We start from the raw sequence: 20,228 nt of genomic DNA, 5'->3' as shown, positions 1-20,228 counted from the left end.
TTCAAGGTTTTGAGTTTCTCATAGGGCGAGAGGAACAAAGCAACAGTTGTCTAGCCGTTTGTGTTGTTTTTGATTGACAAAGAAATGGTAGAGGAGAAAAAAATGAAACATCAGATCAAAAGAAGGTTGTATATTTCACCTGTTCAAACAATTGTCTTAGGCTTTTTTCTATTAATTGTTGTAGGCACGATCTTATTAATGATGCCTTTTTCTGCACAAGCTGGACAAAAAACGCAATGGATTGATGCTTTTTTCGTGGCAACTTCCGCCGTCTGTGTTACAGGGCTTTCGCCTTTGAATACGGCGGAACATTGGAGTCCTATTGGGCAAGTTATTATTATGATTTTGATTGAATTAGGCGGCTTAGGCTTTTTAACCGTTGCCACGATTTTCTTTAGTTTGCTGCGGAAAAAAGCGTCACTAAGTGTACGGATGTTGTATCAAGAAGCTTTAAATGTTAGTGAAGTTTCCGGAGTTTTTCGTTTAATGAAATATATTATGAAGTTTGCGGCCATTATTCAATTACTTGGAGCCTTCTTGTTGTCCTTTCAATTTGTGCCAACATTTGGGTGGAAAAAAGGGTTGTTTTTTAGTCTCTTCCATGCCGTTTCGGCATTTTGTAATGCTGGCTTTGATTTGCTAGGGGATAGTATGGTTCCTTATCAAAATTCGCCTTATCTTTTACTAGTCATTAGCTTTTTAATTATAGCTGGTGGCTTAGGATTTATTGTGTGGCGCGATATTTTTTCAATGATTAAAGGCTATAAAAATAAAATTAAGCACCGTGTTAGTATTCATACACGCCTTGCTTTAACGGTGACCGCCACCTTTTTAGTCTTAGGGACCGTTATTTTTTACATTTCAGAATATCGCCATTTTCCAGCTGACATGTCTTTTTGGCAGCGTCTTGTCAACAGTTGGTTCTTGTCGGTTACGCCAAGAACGGCTGGCTTTTATTCGGTTGATTATTTGAAAATGAGTAATCCAGGCCTGATTGTCACGATTTTGTGGATGTTTATTGGTGGCACTTCAGGATCAACCGCTGGCGGCTTGAAAACCACGACGTTTGGTGTGTTATTTTTACAATTTCGTGCGATTTTTAAAGGGAAACAGCGAGTGGAATTCCATGAACGCACAATTCCTGAGCGAGTAGTGCTCCAAGCATTTACTTTGTTTTTCTTGGCAACTTTTTTATGTGTAACTGCTTCGGTTATTCTCTCGTTTACAGAAACATTACCTTTAAAAAACGGGATTGAGTATATCGTTTTTGAAGTGATTTCTGCATTTGGAACGGTCGGTTTAACAATGGGGTTAACACCAGATTTAACTGTTTTTGGTAAACTAGTGATTATTTTTCTAATGTTCGTCGGTCGTGTGGGTGTGTACACGGTGTTATTGTCATTAATTAAGAAAGGCTTGGAAAGTCAGTCGAAAGTTCAATATCCAAAAGAATCAGTGATGATTGGTTAATAGAGAAAGAGGGAAATAGAATGGAATTTTTAGGTATTTTATGTTTGATTTTAATTACAACGACTTTAGCAGGTGTTGCTTGTAAAAGAGTAGGAATTCCTGCAGTAATTGGGCAATTGCTAGTTGGGATTGTGTTAGGTCCAGCGATGTTAAATATTGTGCATCAAGATGTGTTTGTGCATGACTTTTCAGAAATTGGTGTCATTATGCTGATGTTTATTGCTGGAATGGAATGTGAATTGGAATTATTGAAAAAATATGCGAAACCTAGTGTCATGGTCGCTATTTTGGGCATCGTTTTACCGGTTGGTTTTACTATGTTGATTGGTCAGCTGTTTGCTTTTTCTTGGAAAGAAGCTTTTTTCCTTGGGTTAGTTTTAGCAGCAACGTCGGTCAGCATTTCAGTAGAAGTATTAAGAGAGTTGAATGTTTTAAGTAGTAAAGAAGGCGCAACGATTCTTGGGGCTTCTGTCGTTGACGATATCGTGGTCGTGATTATTTTAAGTGTCGCTGTCGGCATGATTGGTGCAAGTACAGGCGGCAATACAGAAGTCAGCTTTATTGTTAAGTTAATTGAACAAGGCTTGTTCTTTATTGGGATTTTCTTTTTGGTCCGCTTTATCGCTCCCTATTTACTACGTTTAAGTCAAAAAATGAACTTTGGGTCGTCTGTTATTATCATGTCATTGATTATCTGTTTGGGCATGGCTTATTTGGCTGATTTAGTTGGTTTAAGTTCTGTCGTAGGTGCCTTTTTTGCAGGGATTGCTGTGGGACAAACGGATGCAAAAACAGAAATTGATTTCAATATTGAAGCTATTGGCTATGCCGTGTTTATTCCCGTCTTCTTTGCCAGCATTGGCTTATCAGTGACATTTAACACGTTAGGAAAGGATTTACCTTTTATTTTGGTAATGACGATTATGGCGATTTTAACGAAATTACTGGGCGGCGCCTGGGGAGCGAAAATGGTTGGTTTCTCCAATACAAGTTCTTTAATGGTCGGTGCTGGGATGGTTTCGCGTGGGGAAATGGCATTAATCATTGCGCAAATTGGCTACCAATCTAAATTACTTTCAGAAGCGTATTATACGAGCATGATTGTGGTAATTATCTTAACGACCTTAGTTGCACCTTTCTTATTGAAATACTTTGTTAAAAAACAAGAATCTGCGTTGCAATAAAAAAAGATGAGCAGAAGTTGTTGACAAAAAAATAAAATAGCTATATGATGAGTTCAAGATAAACGACTACATTTGTAGTCAGTAACCTTGAACTCTTTTTTTATTGATGAAGGAGGAATTTAACGAGTATGGCAAAAGATAAATTAGCGACAATTACTGATGCAGAGTGGGAAGTCATGCGGGTTATTTGGACCCAAGGCAAAACCACGAGTCGTGAAGTGCATACACTTTTAAATGAGAAGAAAGAATGGAAATCAACGACCGTCAAGACGTTACTAAGTCGTTTAACAGATAAAGGGTTAGTTGGAACGGAGAAAGCAGGCAATAAATATATTTATTATCCGCTAGTAGAAGAACGTCGGAGCATTGAAACGGTGGCAGATGAACTTTTGGCCAAGGTGTGCAGCCGTAAAGTTGGTTCCGTGGTAGAAACAATTTTAACAGAGAGTCAGTTGAGTTATGACGATTTGGATCGATTAGAGGAACTCTTGAAAGAGAAGCGCAAGACGGCGGTTGAATCCGTCCCTTGCAACTGTATTCCTGGTCAATGCCAATGTCATTTAATTTAAAAAGGAGTGAAAAAAATGGAAAGTAAAACGTTTGATATTGAAGGGATGAGCTGTGCTTCCTGTGCCCAAACGATTGAAAAGGCTACGGCGAAGTTACCTGGGATGGCAAAGGCAAGTGTCAATTTAGCTACGGAAAAATTAAGTGTCACGTATGATCAGACGGCAGTCACAGAAGAAGAAATTAAGGAAGCTGTGTCAGATGCTGGCTATAAGGCGATTAGCCCAGCCCAGCAACGAACGTTTGCGATTGAAGGAATGAGTTGTGCTTCCTGTGCCCAAACGATTGAAAAAGCTGTGAACCAATTATCTGGTGTTCAACAAGCGATTGTTAATTTAGCCACGGAAAAACTGGTGGTTAGTTATGACGACCATCAAGTAACGAGTGCTGAAATTATCAAAGCAGTTACGGATGCAGGTTATCAGGCGACAGAAGAAGTCGCTGCAGGTGCAACAGCGGACCAAGATCGTGAAAAGAAACAAAAACATATTGCTGAGATGTGGCAACGTTTTTGGATCTCAGCGGTGTTTACAGTGCCACTTCTTTATATTGCGATGGGACACATGGTAGGCTTACCATTGCCGGATTTTTTGAATCCAATGACACATGCGACGACCTTTGCAATGGTTCAATTGATTTTGACGTTACCCGTTCTATATGTCGGCAGAGAATTTTTCACAGTTGGTTTTAAAGCATTATTTAAAGGGCATCCGAATATGTTTTCTTTGGTAGCTTTAGGAACCAGTGCTGCTTTTGTGTATAGTTTATATGGCACAGTCATGATATTCTTAGGAGATACAAGTTTTACAATGGCTCTTTATTATGAATCAGCGGGTGTTATTTTAACTTTAATTACATTAGGAAAATATTTCGAAGCTGTTTCAAAAGGGAAAACCTCAGATGCGATAAAAAAATTAATGGGTTTGGCGCCGAAAACTGCTCATATTTTACGTGATGGCGCAGAAATTGAAGTGCCAGTTGATGCTGTTCAGTTGGATGACATTGTGATTGTTCGCCCAGGAGATAAAATCCCTGTTGATGGAGTGATTGTTTCAGGCAGTAGTTCTGTGGATGAAGCCATGTTAACGGGCGAAAGTTTGCCTGTTGAAAAGAAAGTCGGTGATGCAGTAATTGGTGCTAGCATCAATAAAAATGGCAGCTTTCAATTCAAGGCGACAAAAGTGGGAAAAGAGACGGCTCTTGCCCAAATCATTCAATTAGTGGAAGATGCGCAAGGCTCAAAAGCGCCGATTGCACAATTAGCTGATAAAATTTCGGGTGTTTTTGTCCCAATCGTTATTGGTTTGGCTGTTCTTTCTGGCTTGGCTTGGTTCTTTTTAGGACAAGAGTCATGGATTTTCGCTTTGACAATTACTATTTCTGTGTTAGTGATTGCTTGTCCTTGTGCGCTCGGCTTGGCAACGCCGACTGCGATTATGGTGGGAACAGGTAAGGGCGCTGAAAATGGCGTTTTAATTAAAAGTGGGGATGCTTTAGAAACCACTCACAAAATTCAAACAATCGTGTTTGATAAAACAGGAACTATTACAGAAGGCAAACCGGTGGTTACAGATATTTTAGTTGCTGATTCAGCACTTTCAGAAGCTGAGTTACTAACATTAGCAGCTTCTGCAGAACAAGGATCAGAACATCCTCTAGGTGAAGCAATTGTGGGGGCGGCTAAAGAACGTCAATTGCCATTAGCAGAAGGAAGCGATTTTTCAGCGATTCCAGGTCACGGGATCCGTGTGACAGTCAACGAACGAGTCCTACTTTTGGGCAATATAAAATTAATGAAAGAAGAAGCCATCGAGCTATCAACATTTGTTCAAAAAGCGGATCGTTTGGCAGAAGAAGGGAAAACCCCAATGTTTGTGGCAAAAGATGGTTCGTTTGCGGGTATCATTGCGGTAGCAGATACTGTGAAGGATAGCAGTCAAACAGCCATTGCACGTTTGCATAAAATGGGGATCGAAGCCGTGATGATTACGGGAGACAACAAACGTACTGCCGAGGCGATTGCAAAACAAGTAGGTATCGATCGTGTCTTAAGTGAAGTTTTACCAGAAGATAAAGCGTTAGAAGTGAAAAAACTACAAGCAGAAGGCAAAAAAGTTGCGATGGTGGGTGACGGTATTAATGATGCACCAGCACTTGCCCAAGCGGATGTGGGGATTGCTATTGGTTCAGGTACAGATGTTGCAATGGAATCGGCCGACATTGTGCTAATGCGCAGTGATTTAATGGATGTGCCTACAGCAGTTGAATTAAGTAAAGCGACCATCAAAAACATCAAAGAAAATCTTTTCTGGGCATTTGCTTATAATACATTAGGTATTCCAGTGGCTATGGGTGTGTTACACTTATTTGGTGGACCTTTGTTAAGTCCGATGATTGCAGCAGCAGCTATGAGTTTTAGTTCAGTCTCTGTCTTACTAAACGCCTTACGATTGAAAGGATTTAAACCTTCGACGGTGAAAAGAACTAGTGGAAGTCAAAAATAAAATTGAAAAGGATGAAGTGAAATGGAAAAAACCGTAAAAATTGATGGGATGAAATGTGATGGCTGTGTTCAATCGGTCACTGAAAAATTTAGTGGAATTGACGGCGTAACGAATGTTGCGGTTCACTTAGCAGATCAAACAGCCATTGTGACAGCAGATCGTGAAGTAAGCCAAGATGAACTGAATACCACGTTGGCAGATACAAAATTCAAGGTTGTCAGCGAATAACCAAAAAACAGGGCCTACCATCATGAGTAGACCCTGTTTTTTTGTTATGGAAGTTTTGCTTTGATTTCCTGATAAATCTTAGTCGTTTCTTGACCATCCCGCGCAGTATAATAATAAACTTTCTCCCGCGTTTCTATTTTCAGAATTGGATGACTTTTTGTATAAATTAGTAAATAAGCAGGTTTTCCAGCGACTTTAAATTCTCCTGTTAAGTAACTATCTGTCGCAGCACCCATTGTGCGGATGCGTTCTTGAGGTAAGTCATCAATCAAAGAAACAGCAGTGATTTGGTTAAAAGGAATTGACCTTGTTTTTGCTAATGGGGCAGATAACTCAATTTGTTTCTTTTCAATAGTTGCTTGAAAGGCATGACTAGAAAAATCATTTATAAACATTGGTACTGTGGCAAAGAACAGCACTGCAATCGTTAAAATACCAGTAGCAGCTAGAATAATTTTCCCAGCAGGCCGTCCTAGGTTAATAGATAAATTCATACCAATGCGATCAGGAACCATGATTTTGGGGTCCTTGGGATTGATATAAATCCCATACCGCCAATATTGATCATCATCCCCATAGCGATAATCGCCAGCCTGTAAAACGAATTGATCTTGTTTTTTGCGCATTGAAAATAGGTAGTAGAAGAGAAAGCCTACATAAACAAACAAAAGAATAAAATAACAAAAAGTAAGAGCCATCGCAACCGTATAATCAATTACAATTGTCAAAGTTGGTAAAATGGTTAGCGGTGCAAAAACTAAGGCGGATAAAACCATTAAAACAGACCAATGATGCCGAAATAAATCATTGATTTGCTGATTAATTTTTGAGTCGCTAGTTAGCGGTTTGACAGGTAAGCGCGCAATAAAATAATAGCCGCCAATGAACAAACTTAACATCAAAACAGTAATTAAGAAAAGAATCCAGGAACCAATCGCCGTTTGCAAGGAATAAAAGCCCCCAGCAAAAGTAAGAATAATTGCAGGTAAAAACCACCAAAATGAAATAAGTTTCTGGTTTTTATTTAAAACTAATTGCGTATCGATTAAGAGAGGACGCTTAGGTAGCAACCAGCCGTTTTGCATTTTTAAAGCGGCCATTTTGCGAATATAAACGATTTGCAGATAGTAGCCACTGCCAATAAAACTAAATAAAAGTAACAGAAAAAGGAACAATAAAATCGAATCATAAGGAATAAATAACAAAGGTAAACTAAGAACACTAAAAACGGCTGCTAGTTGAACCAAGCGTTTTTTATAACGTTTCCGGATTGCTTGAACGCTGGGATCTTGTAGTTTATCTTCTGGTAAAGTGTTTTCCAAAATAATATTTTTGTGAGGATTTGCATAAATCCCCATAGTAAATGCCATAAAAAAAGCGACAGAAACTAGGATGAAATAAAAGAATACCGCCATTATAATGCACGCCCTTTCGAATCAAAATTTTGATAAATTTTCTGAATAAGTGCTTGGATTTCTGCTTCGGATTGCTGATGTAAAAAACTTTCAGCCAACAGAAGTTCTAAACGCTCATGCAATTGCTGTTGCCAAACAGCGGTAGCAGGTAACTTTGCGGCAATTTTGGTGCCGTTACGACGATCAGTCACAATATAACCTGATTGCTTTAACTTATTATAAGCTTTTGAAACAGTCATCATATTGACCCCGATTTCGTCCGCCAATTGTCGGATAGAAGGCAAACTTTCATTGGGAACCAGTTCACCTTTGGCAATGCCTACAATGATTTGATCAATGAGTTGCTGATAGATGGGCTGTTCGCTTTGTTCATCTATTTCTAAAAGCATCGAATCACTCCTGTCTTATTTGTGCTATCTGTATTATATATACTAATACAAAAAGAGTTGGAAAGCAAGGAATTTAGAGTAAATGGTTGTTTCTGTTTAAAGAGAAGCATATAATGAAGAAGAACGTAAAATGAAAGGACGATGAAAATATGACAGCAATTGAACCAAAATTAACAGAGAAATTCCATCAAGATTTCTTGAACAATAATAAACAAAATGCCTTACAACGTAGTGTAGTAAAAAATGGTATCAGCGCTTCAGGTGAATCTGTACAAGGAGCCGTGAATAACGTACCCGTCTTTTCAGTCGACTTAGCTACTGGAAAAGTGGCCAATCAAAAACAAAGCGGTCGCTGCTGGATGTTTGCGGCATTAAATACATTTAGACATAGAATGTTAAATGCGTTTCAATTAAAAGATTTTGAATTATCACAAAACTATACATTTTTCTGGGATAAATATGAAAAATCAAATTATTTCTATGAAAATATTATTGCAACAGCCGATCAACCGTTGACTAGTCGTAAAGTGGCCTTTTTATTAGCGACACCACAACAAGATGGTGGGCAATGGGATATGATCGTTTCAATTTTTGATAAATATGGCGTAGTGCCTAAAACGGCAATGCCTGAAAGCAGCAACAGTTCCAATTCACGTGATTTAAACAACTATTTAAATAAAAAATTACGCAAAGATGCAACAATTTTACGTAGTTTAATTGAAAAAGGCGCTTCTGCTGAAGAAGTCCAAAAAAACAAAGAAGCAATGTTACAAGAAATTTATAATTTCTTAGCAATCTCTTTAGGAACGCCGCCAGAAACCTTTGATTTTGAATACCGTGACGAAGAAAAAAATTATCATTTGGATCAAAATCTAACACCGCAAACATTCTTTGAAAAATACGTTGGCGTTAATTTACATGATTATGTAAGTATTATTAATGCTCCTACAGAAGATAAACCCTTCAACAAAACATACACTGTTGAAATGTTAGGGAATGTTGTCGGCGGCAAAGAAGTTAAATATTTAAATGTAGAAATGGCTGCTTTCAAAAAATTAGCTGCTGCACAATTGGAACAAGGCGAATCTGTTTGGTTTGGTTGTGATGTCGGACAATCTTCAACACGTGACACAGGAATTATGGCATTAGACGTTTACGATATGAACGATCTTTTTGATATTGATTTTACGATGACTAAAGCAGAACGTTTAGATTTTGGTGAAAGCTTAATGACACACGCCATGGTTTTAACAGGTGTTGATATCGTGGATGGCCAAACAACAAAATGGAAAGTGGAAAATAGCTGGGGCGAAAAAGTCGGTGAAAATGGCTTCTTCGTTATGAGCGATGCGTGGATGGACGAATACACTTATCAAATCGTTGTGCACAAAGATTTATTAACTGACGAACAGAAAAAAGCTTGGGAACAAGCGCCAACTGTTTTGGCACCTTGGGATCCAATGGGAGCATTAGCATAAAACATAAAAAGAAGGCCCCCACCGTCATGGCGGGGCCTTCTTTTTACGTTGGGCGGCGAACTTCACGGATTTCGCCCAATGTTGTATAATCATTGCCTGCTAAACGAGCAATCGGTTGGAGTTTTTCAGGTAAAATGTACTGATGTTCTTCATCAAAAACGGCTGAATCAAAATAGAAATCGGTAATTTCTACAATGAATAAATCCGTAATAATTTGACCTTCATGGTTAGCAATAGGTACATATTGATGTAAGCGAGCTTCCATCCGAATCGGCGCGGCTTTGATTGCTGGAACAGCAACAGTCTGGCTGGCAATCGTTTCAATCCCAAATGTGTCAATTTCACTGATCTCTGCTGCTAAAGACGCCGAAGTCTGATTCATTTGAGTAAGAACGTCTTCGTTAACGAAATGGATGACAAGCTCTTTAGTAGCCAAGATATTTCGTGCCGTATCTTTAGGCTCTTTGTCTGGTCGTAAAATGGACAACGTTGCTAAAGGAATTTCAGCTGCCGCCGCATTAAAGAAACTAAAGGGAGCAGCGTTGACGACACCTGTGGCTGTATCTTGTGTCGTAACCCAAGCGATTGGTCGAGGAATAATGCTTCCTGATAAAAATTTATACGCTGTTTTTGCAGATAACTCGTTACTATTGTAATGAATCATAGGAGCCTCCTAGAAAAAATACTAATTTCGTTGAACATTCGCATCTGAAGTATCGAAAGGACGCACAAATTCTTCAATCCCTGCCCGTTTTGGTTCTAAAAATGGCGGTAATGATAATTTTTCGCCAGCGTGTTCATAGGTTTCATCCTCTAAAAATCCAGGACCATCGGTTGCCAGTTCAAATAAAACATGTGTTGCTGCCAAGAAATATTCAGATTTAAAGTAAAAACGTTCCACAAAGCCAGAATTAGGAAATTCCAAACGATTAATTTTTTCAATCCAGAAACGTAGTGCTTCCTCATCGGCAACACGCAAGGCTAAGTGATGGACATTGCCGTAGCCTTCTTGAGCCGCTGGCAAATCTTCCCGATGCTCTACGATAATGCTGGCACCATTCCCACCTTCGCCAACTTCAAATAAATGGAAACTACCTTCAGCATCAATCAATTTGAACCCTAAAACTTCAGTTAAAACTAGTTGCAGATGTTCGTAATTTTCGACAGTTACAAAGGCTGGTCCTAAGCCGATTAAAGCATGTTCACTAGGAACGTTAGATTTTTTCCAAGGCGTGCCGGCTTCGACACCTTGGTTCTTTTCATCAGAAATAAGTTGGTAACGTTGATTGTCAAAATCTTCAAATTCTAAATACTTTTTACCAAAACGTTCTTGAATTTCTCCATGATCAATTTCATATTCATTAAAGCGTGATACCCAGTAATCCAAAGCAGCATCATCTTTTACACGGAAGGAAGTACGAGAAATTGTATTGGTTCCTTTGGTTCCTTTAGGTAAGCCTGGGAAGTCAAAGAAAGTCATATCTGTTCCGGGAGAGCCGGCATCATCAGCAAAAAATAAATGATATGTTTCAATATCGTCTTGGTTGACAGTCTTCTTAATTAAACGTAGACCTAAAATATCGGTGAAAAAGTGATAAATTTTTTCAGCACTTGAAGTCATGGCAGTGACGTGGTGTAAACCTAAAATTTGTGTATTCATAATAAAAATCCTCCTAAAAGAAAAATAATTTTTTAATTAACTAACTTACTAAAAGTAAGTTTAAATGATTAGTCCTAAAAATGCAAAAGAAATGTCTCGAATTCGAACTATTATTTTTTAGTTGATTTTTTTTTAAAATAAGAATATAATAGCCTGAGATATTTTAATACATAAACTTTCGTAAACATCGCCGGATGCTTGCGACTAAAGTGTTAATGAACAGTTCTTAGGCCATAGCTGAACTGTTTGTTGGCACTTTTTTTGTTTGGAAGGGAAGGGAAACAAGATGAGTAAAGCTTGGTTAAAAGTTATTTTTGGCGCTTTTTGTGAAGTGATTTGGGTCATTGGCATGAAGCATAGCACAACATGGTGGGAGATTTTAGGGACAGTAATCGCAATCTTTATCAGTTTCTATGCGTTGATTAAAGCAGGAGAGGAATTGCCAGTCGGCACAGCCTATGCTGTATTTGTCGGCTTAGGTAGCGCTGGAACTATTGTGACAGATCATTTTTTATTCCACACACCATTGGGCATAGGAAAAGTTCTTTTTCTGTTGCTGTTATTAATAGGTGTAATTGGCTTAAAAATGGTAACTGGAAATAAAGAGGAGGAAACAAGATGAGTTGGTTATACTTAGTTATTGCAGGCTGTTTTGAAATCTTTGGCGTAGGTTCAATTAAATTATTTACAACAAAAAAAGACTTACGTTCATTGTTAATTTTAATTCTAGCGTTTAGTGGTAGTTTTTTATTTTTATATTTAGGGATGAGACAACTGCCGATGGGCGTTTCTTATGCAGTTTGGACAGGAATTGGTACAGCAGGAGGCGCTATTTTAGGAATGCTCTTAGGTGAATCAAAAGACCCACGCCGGATATTTTTTATTTTTTTAATCATTGTTTCTGTGATTGGTTTAAAATTAATTGGTTAGAAAGCGAGAGAACATTGTTTGGATTATTGAAAGATCGGTGAGTAAAATTTAAAAAGAGACAGAACCAAATGCGGTGTTCTGTCTCAAAATAGCTTTTATTTTACGAGGTTACTATAACGTGTCGCAAATTCATTGTTGTAGGACTTGCCGTTGACATCTTGACCAACGTCCCAATTTGCAGACCAAGTCATTAAGCCACGGATAGGATTACCGTCTTTTGCTAACTGATCAAAAGTTTTGGCTACAGGGGTAGCCTCAACGACATAGCCGCTACCAGCCGCATCCCGATTTGCTGGTAAACCAAGGACTAATTTATCGTTTGGTATCTGTAGATAGCCGCGCGTGCCATGGATTAATGAATCAGACATATAATAGAGGAACTCGTATTTTAGAGCATCGTTGCTTTGAGCAACCCAAGTCATAATTTCATCAACCCAGACACCGTCGCCGCCTTGGTTATATAATTGTGGGGCAATGTAATCATAATAACCATTTAGGGAAGTAATGTATGTTTCATAAGCGGCACCAGGTTTTAAATAAGGGAATTCTGGCGCCATCGTAATGATGAAATTTTTTCCTTGTGCTCGATAATGGTCTTTGACTATTTTCAATGCAGCAGGGATGACGGTTTGGTTGTCGCCAGCAGTAATCGCCAATTGCTCTAAGTCGATGTCTAAACCATCAAAGCCGTATGTTTCCACTTGACGAATGATTTCATTCGCAAAGGCTTGTTCATCGCCTTTGACTAATTGGATATGTGCATCTGCTCCACCAAGTGCCAATAAAACTGCGCGACCTTGACTATTTAATTGTGCGACTTCTTGTCGGAAGGCAGTGTCCGTTTGGTTATAAGGCTTGAACGTAGGAATCCGTGTCGTACCATCGCTTTTCATGAAGGAAACCGGTACGACATTGTAGGCTTGATTTACTTCTGAAAGGTTCAGCGATGCTGATGTTCCTTGTTTGTAACCATCGCGTCCTTTTGAGGCCCAGTTATGCCAATATCCAACCAACACTTTTTTGCCAGAGATATCTACCATCGTATCCGCAGCATCTGCAGAAGCTTGAGTAGGCGTTAACCACAAGCCAACTGCTACGGTTGAAAGAAGGAGAAAAGCAGGGATTATTTTTTTTAGCTTCATTTTTTGAGAACTCCTTTAATTTAGTTTAAGATGTGAGTATTTTTACTGAATGTTCACATCAATCGCTTGGTAAAAGGCGTTCACCGTATCACCAATGCCCCAGACAGCGTAAATGACATGATAACCTTTGCGGTCTGTCGGAATATTAATTGTTTGTTTAACAACTTTATTAGGAACTTCTTGTTTGCCGTCAATTGAAGCAATTTTGTCGAAGTTTTTAATGTCTAATGGTTGATTTGGATTCCAGCCATTTTTAGTAATATAGTAATCCCAAGAAGCAGTTCTATGTTGGGCAGTTAAGTTCCAAGTGATGTCAAGGGGACCTGTTGTAATGTTTGTTTTGTGCCAACGAGTAGCTGTTTGTTCATCCAAAGGTTCAAAACCTGAGACACCTGCACTGGCTAATTTACCAGTAATAAACGTATTTTTGGGCGCTTCGATACTTTGAGGTTCCCATTGTGCACGACCAACATTTGTATTTAAGTTACCACCAGCAGAACTACCAAAGAAAGCACGACTTCCAGGACTTGCTACGTAACCATGAGCCTCTGAAACAGTAGGGGCCAATGCAGCGCCACCTAAAACAAAACTAAAAGCCAGGACGATTGTTAATAAACTCTTTTTCATGAAAAAACCTCCTAAAAAATTATTTTGTATGCGCTTACAGATAGGAATATAACATAATAATCTTTCGGATACAAATAATAAGAAATGTTATTTTTAAAAATAAAACAATATTTTTTAAGTAATATTAAGAATGTTTTTAAATAATATAAATAATAGTGTTTTTCAAAGTTTTGTTAATTTTTCATTCGGAATCGCAATTGAAGAAATCACGTGGTATACTTTTAAGAAGAAACAATGACACGAAAGTAGCCATTGGAAAAAGGAGATTATTTCGTGGGAAAAAAACATACATCCTCTTATGAAGTTGCCTACTATGACGGCGATTTTACTGGTGCAATGAAGATACCGGCTTTGTTAGCGGTTGTCATTAAAGTATCAGAAGAACAAACAGAATTACTAGGAAGAGATGCGGCTTATGTCGCTCAATTTGGTCTAGGCTGGGTCATCACAAATTATGAAATAGAGATTCACCGCTTACCAAAAGTTGGTGAAAAAGTAGCAATTACAACGCAAGCTATGAGTTATAACAAATATTTTTGTTATCGTAACTTTTGGGTTCATGATGAAAAAGGCAATGAATGTGTCTTTGTGAAATCAACCTTTGTCTTAATGGATCAAAAAAATCGGAAAATCAGTAGTGTGTTACCAGAAATTATTGCACCTTTTGATTCTGAAAAAATCACTAAAATTTATCGCCATGAAAAAATTGAAAAAGTCACAGAGGGGAACTTTTTACCTTATCGTGTGCGTTTTTTTGATATTGATGGCAATCAACATGTTAATAATGCGATTTACTTTAATTGGTTATTGGATGTGTTAGGGTATGACTTTTTAACAACGCATCAACCGAAAAAAATTCTTGTGAAATTTGATAAAGAAGTAGAATACGGCCAAGAAGTCGAAAGTCATTACGAAATTGTCGAACAAGAAAATCAGTTGAAAACGCGCCATGAGATTCGGATTGATGGTCAAACCTATTGTGAAGCGAATATCGATTGGACCAACTAAGTTAAGATGACGATTTAAAAAATAAAAAGTTACGCAGAGGAGGAAGGACATGATTCGCTTAGGATTAACATCTTTTAGTGAACACGACTATTTAACTGGAAAAAAACGGGCCACGCTTTATGAATATGCCAGTCATTTACCGCTAGTTGAAATGGACACGGCGTATTACGGGATTCCTCCCAAAGAACGAGTAGCTGAATGGGTCAAAGCAGTTCCCGAAAACTTTCGCTTTGTCATGAAAGTTTATAGTGGAATCAGTTGTCAAGGTGAGTGGCAGACTTATTATGCAAGTGAAGAAGAAATGATCACCGCCTTTTTAGAAAGTATGGCCCCATTAATTGAAAGTAAAAAATTATTTGCCTTTCTGGTACAATTTTCAGGAACATTTGGTTGTACGAAAGAAAATGTCGCTTACTTGCAAAAAATTCGTCACTGGTTTAAAGACCTACCTATCGCCATTGAATTACGAAATAATTCATGGTATCAACCAAACTTTGTAAAACAAATGTTGCAATTTATGAAAGAAAATCAATTTTCACTTGTGATTGTAGATGAACCGCAGATTCCTACGAATCCAGTGCCCTTTTATCCTTATGTAACGAATCCTAATCTCGTGCTCTTCCGGTTTCACGGACGTAATGCGGCTGGCTGGTTAGCCAATGATGCAGAGTGGCGTAAAAAAAGAACCCTCTATCATTATAATACGCAGGAAATCGCTGATTTAAGCGAAGCTGTTTTAAAAATGTCGCAAGAAGCTAAAGAAGTGGGCGTAATTTTTAATAATAATTCTGGCGGCGATGCCGCAGAAAACGCTCTACAGATGCAAAAAGTCTTGAATTTGAGTTACGATGATTTGAATCCAAAACAATTAGATTTATTTTGAGAAAGAAGGTAGCTGAATGTCTGAAAAGCAATCCCCTTATGAAATGGCTTGTGCCTTCCACGAGGTTTTTAATCCACAACAACCAGAGCAACCAACTGCTTTTTCGCCAGAGCTAGCCAGTCGACGAGCAGAGTTTAAAGTCGAAGAACTTGTGGAATTTTTATATAGTGCTGCTAATAATGACCAAGTGCTTTTTCAACAATTGGTCAACGGATTAAAAAAATCTGTCGATAAAGCAGAGCAGAAAGTCTTGGCGAAAGGCAAACCAGTATCTGATCCTTTAGTGGAGGAAGTGGATGCACTAGTTGATTTATTGTATTTTACTTATGGTTCGTTTTGCTTAATGGGCGTCAATCCAACAAAAATTATTGAAATCGTTCATCAAGCCAATATGGGAAAATTATTTCCAGATGGACAGCCACATTATGATCCGGAAACAAATAAAGTATTAAAACCTGAAAATTGGGAACAAGATTTTGCGCCAGAAGCTAAAATTAAAGCGGAAATTCAACGCCAATTGAAAATTACTGAGACCAATAAAAAAGACGAATGAGAAAACTCATTCGTCTTTTTTATTAATCATGGAAGAACGTCCGATATAAGGCTTTGATGGCTTTTTCCTCTTGTTCTTTTTTGATACCAAACATAATACTTACTTCCGAAGATCCTTGGTTAATCATTTCTAAGTTGATTTTTTCTTTGGCTAACGCCATTGTACTTTCAGCAGTAACCCCAATTCGTTGGCGCATGCCTTCCCCGACAATCATAATCATGGAAAGGTGATGCGTGATGCGTAACTCATCAGGCGCTAAAACTTCTTGGAGTTGAGCCATCAGTCGATTTTCAATTTCAGTTGTTAACTGGTCTTCTCTTAAAACAATCGTGATGTCATCAATTCCTGAGGGCATATGCTCATAGCTTAAGGCTAATTTTTCTAGTACTTCTAAAAGCCGTCGCCCAAAACCTAATTCTCTATTCATTAAATACTTACTAATGTAAATACTTGCGAACCCTTGATCACTAGCAATTCCTACAACAGGAGCATGCTTCACTTTGCGAGAGGTGGTAATTAGGGTGCCAGGATGATGTGGGTTGTTAGTATTTTTGATAACGACTGGAATATTTGCGCGATAGGCAGGCATTAAGGCTTCGTCGTGGAGGACGGCAAATCCTGCATAAGCTAACTCCCGCATTTCTCTGTAGGTCAATTCTTGAATCGTTTGAGGCTGTTCAATAATTCCAGGATGGGCGACATAAATTCCGTCCACATCGGTAAAGTTTTCATACAAATCTGCTTGAACACCTGCGGCAACAATGGACCCTGTGATATCGGAACCGCCACGAGAAAAAGTACAAATTTCGCCGGCTTCTGTATAACCAAAGAAACCTGGAATAACCAAGATTTGTTGAGTCTCACGATAGGCACTAATTTTCTCTAAAGCTTTTGGTAAAATGCGGGCATTGCCTGGCTCAGGTGTCACTAGGAGACCTAATTCTTTTGGACTAATGTAGCGAGCATCTAAGCCATTCTGATTGAAAAAACTGGCAACAACTTTTGCATTATTGTCCTCGCCGCTAGCTAAAAAATAGTCAAATAAAAAAGCATTGTTTTCTTTTGGTAAAGTGGCTAATTGGCGAATCGAAATAGCAATATCAGCTAAAACTGCTTTATCCAAGTGTAATTCATCAAAAAGATCTTCATAACGACGAATGATGGCAGAAATTGTCGATTCAATTTCCTCATTATTTAAGTAGCGCTGATAGTATTGAATCAATAAATCAGTCACTTTAATATCTTGCGGGGTTCGCTTTCCAGGAGCGGATACAACGACAAACGTTCGGCGCGGCTCTTCCTTGACGATTTGTAAGACTTTCTGTAACTGTGGTGCTGATGCTAGCGAGCTACCGCCGAATTTAACTACGTTCACGTTTATCACTCCTGTTTTTAATTATTTTCTCATTTGTAGATTAGTAAAAGGATACCGAAAAACATTTAGAAAAGCAACCACTTATTTTCAGAAAGTTAGGAAATCATGAAAATATTTGTTCTTCATTTTTCCTTAAAATTTTGTTAAACTGTAAAGATATGAGTCGTAACGAAGGAGTTAAATAGTATGACAGAATCCAAAACTGCCATTATTTTTGATATGGACGGTGTCCTAGTAGATAGCGAAGCTTATTATTATGAGCGACGTAAAGCATTTTTAGCGGAATTTGATTTGACCATTGAGGGCCTAACCTTGCCAGAATTAGTCGGTGCAGATATGCGTTCATTATGGCAAAAGATTGAACAAGTCAACAAAAAAGAGCTAGATATTGCTTTTTTAAATGAACAATACATAGCCTATAAAAAAGCGCATCCGATAGATTATTTAGCTGTGCTTGATGAAAATGCGAAACGTGTTTTACAATTTTTAAAAAGACAAGGCTATAAAATCGGATTAGCTTCTTCTTCCACAAAAGACGCAATTGAAGAGGTTTTGACAGTGGGGCAATTAAGTAGTTATTTTGATGCGGTCGTGAGTGGGGAAGATTTCGAAGAAAGTAAACCGGCGCCGGATATTTATCTGCACACGTTACAAGAATTAGCTGTTGCGCCACAGGAATGTATAGCCATTGAAGATTCAGAAAAAGGCATTGCCTCTGCCAAAGAAGCTGGGCTAGAAGTTTGGGCTATGCGCGATGAACACTTTGGGATGGATCAAAGTCAAGCGGATGCCTTCTTAACACAACTAAGTGATATTTGTAAAAAAATTAGTGAAAATCGGATCGATGAAGGCAGTGAATCAACCCCTTCGTAAGAAGATCGCGGGTTTTCTTAAAAAAGTTTGTTATAACTAGTGAATGAATATACAGTTTGTGCTATAATTTTCTATAGGTATTTCTGCAAGAATGCCCTTTTTCAAGGGTCAGGAACAATAGATAACCGTGTGAAGAGAACAAACAACCTTTCTTTTATTATAGAAAAATTATCGGAGGAGCCAAAATGAAGAATAATTGGATTATCATTTTAGTACTAGTAATCGTTATTATTGCTGCGGTGCTATACTTAATTGGTTATTTTATGCGCAAAAAAAATCAAGAACAATTAGATGAATTAGAAGTTCGTAAAGAAGCCCTGTTTGACTTGCCAGTCTTTGAAGAAATCGATGACATTAAAAAGATGCATCTAGTTGGACAGAGTCAAAATAGTTTCCGTGAATGGAATCAACGTTGGGTAGAACTATCGACGCGTTCTTTCGCCGAACTAGAGAGTCAAATTTATGAAGTCGAAAATCAAAATGAAATTTTCCGTTTCATGAAAGCGAAGAAAGCAGTCGTGGAAGCGAATGAAACGATGACCGAAATGGAAGCCGAAGTGGAAGTCATTCGTAATGGCTTGAAAGAATTACGTGAAAGTGAAGAGCGCAATTCATTAGAAGTTCAAAAAGCTTTGGATGTCTATGAAGAATTAAGTAAATCACTAAAAGATGATAAAGCTAGCTTTGGTCCAGCTTACTCCGAAATCCAAAAACAATTAAGAAACGTCGAAATTGAATTCACACAATTTGTCACACTAAATACATCGGGGGACCCAATCGAGGCTCGAGAAGTCCTAGAAGATGCAGAACGTCATACGTATGAATTGGAAGACTTAATGAAACGGATTCCACCAATGTATGAAGAATTAAATGAAACTTTCCCAGATCAATTAAAAGAAATCGAAGAAGGCTACAACCAATTATTAGCTGACGATTATGTGTTCCCTGAACAAAACTTTGCTGAAGAAATTCAACATGCGAAAAAACGTGTCGAGAATTCAATGGCTGATTTAGAAAAAACAGAGATTGCCGCAGTAGAGGTTGCGAACCGCGACACAGCAACGGCGATTGATGCATTATATGAAGTGATGGAACGTGAAATTGAAGCGAAGAAATATGTCGTGACCAATCAAAAAATTATTGATGATTATATTTCTCATTCCTTAAAAAATAACCGTCAATTAATGATTGAATTGGACCATGTATCACAAAGCTATACCTTAAACAACAACGAGCTAGGACGTAGTCGTGGCTTCCAAACGGAAATTGAAGAAATTATTCGCCGTCAAAAAGACTTGGAACCTCGAATGAAAGAACATACCGTTCCTTATTCTGAAATTCAAGCGTTCTATAAAGAATGCTATAAGATTTTAGATGATATTGAAAATCAACAATTAGAAATTGATGCTTCATTGAAAGAACTAAGAAAAGGCGAAAAAGTCGCCCAAGAAAAAGTCGACGAATACGAATTCCGTTTACGGAGTATCAAACGGTATGTTGAAAAGCAACGATTACCAGGTTTGTCTGCTGATTACTTAGAATTTTTCTATGTGGCAACGGATCGAATTGAAGATTTAAGCCGAGCCTTAAATAAAATGCGCATTAACATGGATGAAATCAATCGTTTGTGTGACTTATGCGAAGATGATTTAGAGTTATTAGATAAGAAAACAAAAGATTTAGTCAATGCAGCAGCTCTGACAGAACAAATGATGCAATATGCAAACCGCTATCGTCATACTCACGAGAACATCCGAACGGCTTTAGATAAAAGCATGTATTTATTCTCGACAGAATTCCGTTATCAAGATGCATTAGATGAAATTGGAACAGCATTGGAAGCTGTTGAGCCAGGGGCGTTCAAACGAATCGAAGATTTTTATTTTAAAAATATCAATAACCCTAATTTAACAGCAATTTAATTAAACAATCACTAAACAGA

General features: G+C 38.1%; 20 protein-coding genes. 13 read left to right on the top strand and 7 right to left on the bottom strand.

Features of this window, described 5'->3' with window-relative positions; all coding sequences use genetic code 11:
* Positions 1 to 84: 84 nt before the first annotated feature.
* The 5 genes from AB3I34_RS07305 (at position 85) to AB3I34_RS07285 (ending at position 5,953) form a co-directional block, all read left to right on the top strand.
* Positions 85 to 1,470, top strand: coding sequence for a TrkH family potassium uptake protein (locus AB3I34_RS07305; RefSeq protein ID WP_029659297.1), 1,386 nt, complete (start codon positions 85 to 87; stop codon positions 1,468 to 1,470).
* 20 nt (positions 1,471 to 1,490) lie between these two features.
* Positions 1,491 to 2,654, top strand: a complete 1,164-nt coding sequence (locus AB3I34_RS07300; protein WP_085444066.1) for a cation:proton antiporter — start codon at positions 1,491 to 1,493, stop codon at positions 2,652 to 2,654.
* A 128-nt stretch (positions 2,655 to 2,782) separates the two neighbouring features.
* Complete coding sequence (locus AB3I34_RS07295) at positions 2,783 to 3,223, top strand: CopY/TcrY family copper transport repressor (RefSeq protein WP_010711925.1); 441 nt, start codon at positions 2,783 to 2,785, stop codon at positions 3,221 to 3,223.
* A gap of 15 nt (positions 3,224 to 3,238) precedes the next feature.
* Positions 3,239 to 5,725 (top strand): heavy metal translocating P-type ATPase, encoded by a 2,487-nt coding sequence (locus tag AB3I34_RS07290; RefSeq protein WP_010711926.1) that lies wholly within the window; start codon positions 3,239 to 3,241, stop codon positions 5,723 to 5,725.
* A gap of 21 nt (positions 5,726 to 5,746) precedes the next feature.
* Positions 5,747 to 5,953, top strand: a complete 207-nt coding sequence (locus tag AB3I34_RS07285; RefSeq protein WP_010711927.1) for a heavy-metal-associated domain-containing protein — start codon at positions 5,747 to 5,749, stop codon at positions 5,951 to 5,953.
* A gap of 44 nt (positions 5,954 to 5,997) precedes the next feature.
* On the opposite strand, the gene AB3I34_RS07280 is transcribed toward AB3I34_RS07285, so the two are convergent.
* Both AB3I34_RS07280 and AB3I34_RS07275 read right to left on the bottom strand, forming a co-directional pair.
* On the bottom strand, positions 5,998 to 7,368 hold the full coding sequence (locus AB3I34_RS07280; RefSeq protein WP_010711928.1) for a PH domain-containing protein: 1,371 nt from the start codon (positions 7,366 to 7,368) through the stop codon (positions 5,998 to 6,000).
* On the bottom strand, positions 7,368 to 7,757 hold the full coding sequence (locus tag AB3I34_RS07275) for a GntR family transcriptional regulator (protein WP_002358356.1): 390 nt from the start codon (positions 7,755 to 7,757) through the stop codon (positions 7,368 to 7,370). Before AB3I34_RS07275 ends, AB3I34_RS07280 begins: the two co-directional genes overlap by 1 nt.
* A gap of 149 nt (positions 7,758 to 7,906) precedes the next feature.
* Here AB3I34_RS07275 and AB3I34_RS07270 point away from each other — a divergent pair, with 149 nt between their 5' ends.
* Entirely contained in the window at positions 7,907 to 9,235 is a 1,329-nt protein-coding gene (locus AB3I34_RS07270) for an aminopeptidase C (RefSeq protein WP_002358357.1), read from the top strand.
* Positions 9,236 to 9,278: 43 nt separating this feature from the next.
* On the opposite strand, the gene AB3I34_RS07265 is transcribed toward AB3I34_RS07270, so the two are convergent.
* Positions 9,279 to 9,899, bottom strand: a complete 621-nt coding sequence (locus AB3I34_RS07265; RefSeq protein WP_002375773.1) for a flavin reductase family protein — start codon at positions 9,897 to 9,899, stop codon at positions 9,279 to 9,281.
* Between the two features lie 21 nt (positions 9,900 to 9,920).
* Positions 9,921 to 10,895 carry a ring-cleaving dioxygenase gene (locus tag AB3I34_RS07260; protein WP_010711952.1) on the bottom strand — a complete coding sequence of 325 codons (975 nt, stop codon included), beginning with the start codon at positions 10,893 to 10,895 and terminating at the stop codon, positions 9,921 to 9,923.
* Positions 10,896 to 11,160: 265 nt separating this feature from the next.
* Here AB3I34_RS07260 and AB3I34_RS07255 point away from each other — a divergent pair, with 265 nt between their 5' ends.
* Entirely contained in the window at positions 11,161 to 11,517 is a 357-nt protein-coding gene (locus AB3I34_RS07255) for a multidrug efflux SMR transporter (protein WP_002397559.1), read from the top strand.
* Positions 11,514 to 11,825 (top strand): multidrug efflux SMR transporter, encoded by a 312-nt coding sequence (locus tag AB3I34_RS07250; protein ID WP_002361148.1) that lies wholly within the window; start codon positions 11,514 to 11,516, stop codon positions 11,823 to 11,825. The genes AB3I34_RS07255 and AB3I34_RS07250 overlap by 4 nt, the downstream gene beginning before the upstream one ends.
* 95 nt (positions 11,826 to 11,920) lie before the next feature.
* Here AB3I34_RS07250 and AB3I34_RS07245 read toward each other — a convergent pair whose 3' ends face one another.
* Both AB3I34_RS07245 and AB3I34_RS07240 read right to left on the bottom strand, forming a co-directional pair.
* Positions 11,921 to 12,967: a chitinase gene (locus AB3I34_RS07245; protein ID WP_002364979.1), complete on the bottom strand. Its 1,047-nt coding sequence runs from the start codon at positions 12,965 to 12,967 to the stop codon at positions 11,921 to 11,923.
* Positions 12,968 to 13,009: 42 nt separating this feature from the next.
* A complete protein-coding gene (locus AB3I34_RS07240) occupies positions 13,010 to 13,594 on the bottom strand; it encodes a lytic polysaccharide monooxygenase (protein WP_002355225.1) in 585 nt (194 codons plus the stop codon).
* Positions 13,595 to 13,867: 273 nt separating this feature from the next.
* Here AB3I34_RS07240 and AB3I34_RS07235 point away from each other — a divergent pair, with 273 nt between their 5' ends.
* Genes AB3I34_RS07235 through AB3I34_RS07225 form a run of 3 tightly spaced genes read left to right on the top strand, consistent with a single transcriptional unit; the run spans position 13,868 to position 16,038 of the window.
* On the top strand, positions 13,868 to 14,602 hold the full coding sequence (locus AB3I34_RS07235) for an acyl-ACP thioesterase domain-containing protein (RefSeq protein ID WP_010826316.1): 735 nt from the start codon (positions 13,868 to 13,870) through the stop codon (positions 14,600 to 14,602).
* Between the two features lie 49 nt (positions 14,603 to 14,651).
* Positions 14,652 to 15,485: a DUF72 domain-containing protein gene (locus tag AB3I34_RS07230; protein ID WP_002358361.1), complete on the top strand. Its 834-nt coding sequence runs from the start codon at positions 14,652 to 14,654 to the stop codon at positions 15,483 to 15,485.
* A 16-nt stretch (positions 15,486 to 15,501) separates the two neighbouring features.
* A complete protein-coding gene (locus AB3I34_RS07225; protein WP_002408664.1) occupies positions 15,502 to 16,038 on the top strand; it encodes a haloacid dehalogenase in 537 nt (178 codons plus the stop codon).
* A 22-nt stretch (positions 16,039 to 16,060) separates the two neighbouring features.
* On the opposite strand, the gene AB3I34_RS07220 is transcribed toward AB3I34_RS07225, so the two are convergent.
* On the bottom strand, positions 16,061 to 17,413 hold the full coding sequence (locus AB3I34_RS07220; protein WP_002385384.1) for an aspartate kinase: 1,353 nt from the start codon (positions 17,411 to 17,413) through the stop codon (positions 16,061 to 16,063).
* Positions 17,414 to 17,599: 186 nt separating this feature from the next.
* On the opposite strand from AB3I34_RS07220, the gene AB3I34_RS07215 reads away from it, so the two are divergent.
* Both AB3I34_RS07215 and ezrA read left to right on the top strand, forming a co-directional pair.
* Positions 17,600 to 18,286: an HAD family phosphatase gene (locus tag AB3I34_RS07215; protein ID WP_010711954.1), complete on the top strand. Its 687-nt coding sequence runs from the start codon at positions 17,600 to 17,602 to the stop codon at positions 18,284 to 18,286.
* Positions 18,287 to 18,471: 185 nt separating this feature from the next.
* Positions 18,472 to 20,208 (top strand): septation ring formation regulator EzrA, encoded by a 1,737-nt coding sequence (gene ezrA, locus AB3I34_RS07210; protein WP_002375789.1) that lies wholly within the window; start codon positions 18,472 to 18,474, stop codon positions 20,206 to 20,208.
* The last annotated feature ends 20 nt before the right edge of the window (positions 20,209 to 20,228 follow it).

This window comes from Enterococcus sp. C102(2024) (genome assembly GCF_040888205.1).
In the GTDB taxonomy this organism is placed as follows: domain Bacteria; phylum Bacillota; class Bacilli; order Lactobacillales; family Enterococcaceae; genus Enterococcus; species Enterococcus faecalis.
The sequence above is the reverse complement of the archived record's forward strand: the minus strand, read 5'-3'. Positions and strand labels throughout refer to the sequence as shown.

Bases quoted from the DNA above. Each gene is read 5' to 3' on its own strand.
- AB3I34_RS07305 (WP_029659297.1), top strand. From the start codon at position 85: ATGGTAGAGGAGAAAAAAATGAAACATCAGATCAAAAGAAGGTTGTAT.
- AB3I34_RS07300 (WP_085444066.1), top strand. From the start codon at position 1,491: ATGGAATTTTTAGGTATTTTATGTTTGATTTTAATTACAACGACTTTA.
- AB3I34_RS07295 (WP_010711925.1), top strand. From the start codon at position 2,783: ATGGCAAAAGATAAATTAGCGACAATTACTGATGCAGAGTGGGAAGTC.
- AB3I34_RS07290 (WP_010711926.1), top strand. From the start codon at position 3,239: ATGGAAAGTAAAACGTTTGATATTGAAGGGATGAGCTGTGCTTCCTGT.
- AB3I34_RS07285 (WP_010711927.1), top strand. From the start codon at position 5,747: ATGGAAAAAACCGTAAAAATTGATGGGATGAAATGTGATGGCTGTGTT.
- AB3I34_RS07280 (WP_010711928.1), bottom strand. From the start codon at position 7,368: ATGGCGGTATTCTTTTATTTCATCCTAGTTTCTGTCGCTTTTTTTATG.
- AB3I34_RS07275 (WP_002358356.1), bottom strand. From the start codon at position 7,757: ATGCTTTTAGAAATAGATGAACAAAGCGAACAGCCCATCTATCAGCAA.
- AB3I34_RS07270 (WP_002358357.1), top strand. From the start codon at position 7,907: ATGACAGCAATTGAACCAAAATTAACAGAGAAATTCCATCAAGATTTC.
- AB3I34_RS07265 (WP_002375773.1), bottom strand. From the start codon at position 9,899: ATGATTCATTACAATAGTAACGAGTTATCTGCAAAAACAGCGTATAAA.
- AB3I34_RS07260 (WP_010711952.1), bottom strand. From the start codon at position 10,895: ATGAATACACAAATTTTAGGTTTACACCACGTCACTGCCATGACTTCA.
- AB3I34_RS07250 (WP_002361148.1), top strand. From the start codon at position 11,514: ATGAGTTGGTTATACTTAGTTATTGCAGGCTGTTTTGAAATCTTTGGC.
- AB3I34_RS07245 (WP_002364979.1), bottom strand. From the start codon at position 12,967: ATGAAGCTAAAAAAAATAATCCCTGCTTTTCTCCTTCTTTCAACCGTA.
- AB3I34_RS07240 (WP_002355225.1), bottom strand. From the start codon at position 13,594: ATGAAAAAGAGTTTATTAACAATCGTCCTGGCTTTTAGTTTTGTTTTA.
- AB3I34_RS07230 (WP_002358361.1), top strand. From the start codon at position 14,652: ATGATTCGCTTAGGATTAACATCTTTTAGTGAACACGACTATTTAACT.
- AB3I34_RS07225 (WP_002408664.1), top strand. From the start codon at position 15,502: ATGTCTGAAAAGCAATCCCCTTATGAAATGGCTTGTGCCTTCCACGAG.
- AB3I34_RS07215 (WP_010711954.1), top strand. From the start codon at position 17,600: ATGACAGAATCCAAAACTGCCATTATTTTTGATATGGACGGTGTCCTA.
- ezrA (WP_002375789.1), top strand. From the start codon at position 18,472: ATGAAGAATAATTGGATTATCATTTTAGTACTAGTAATCGTTATTATT.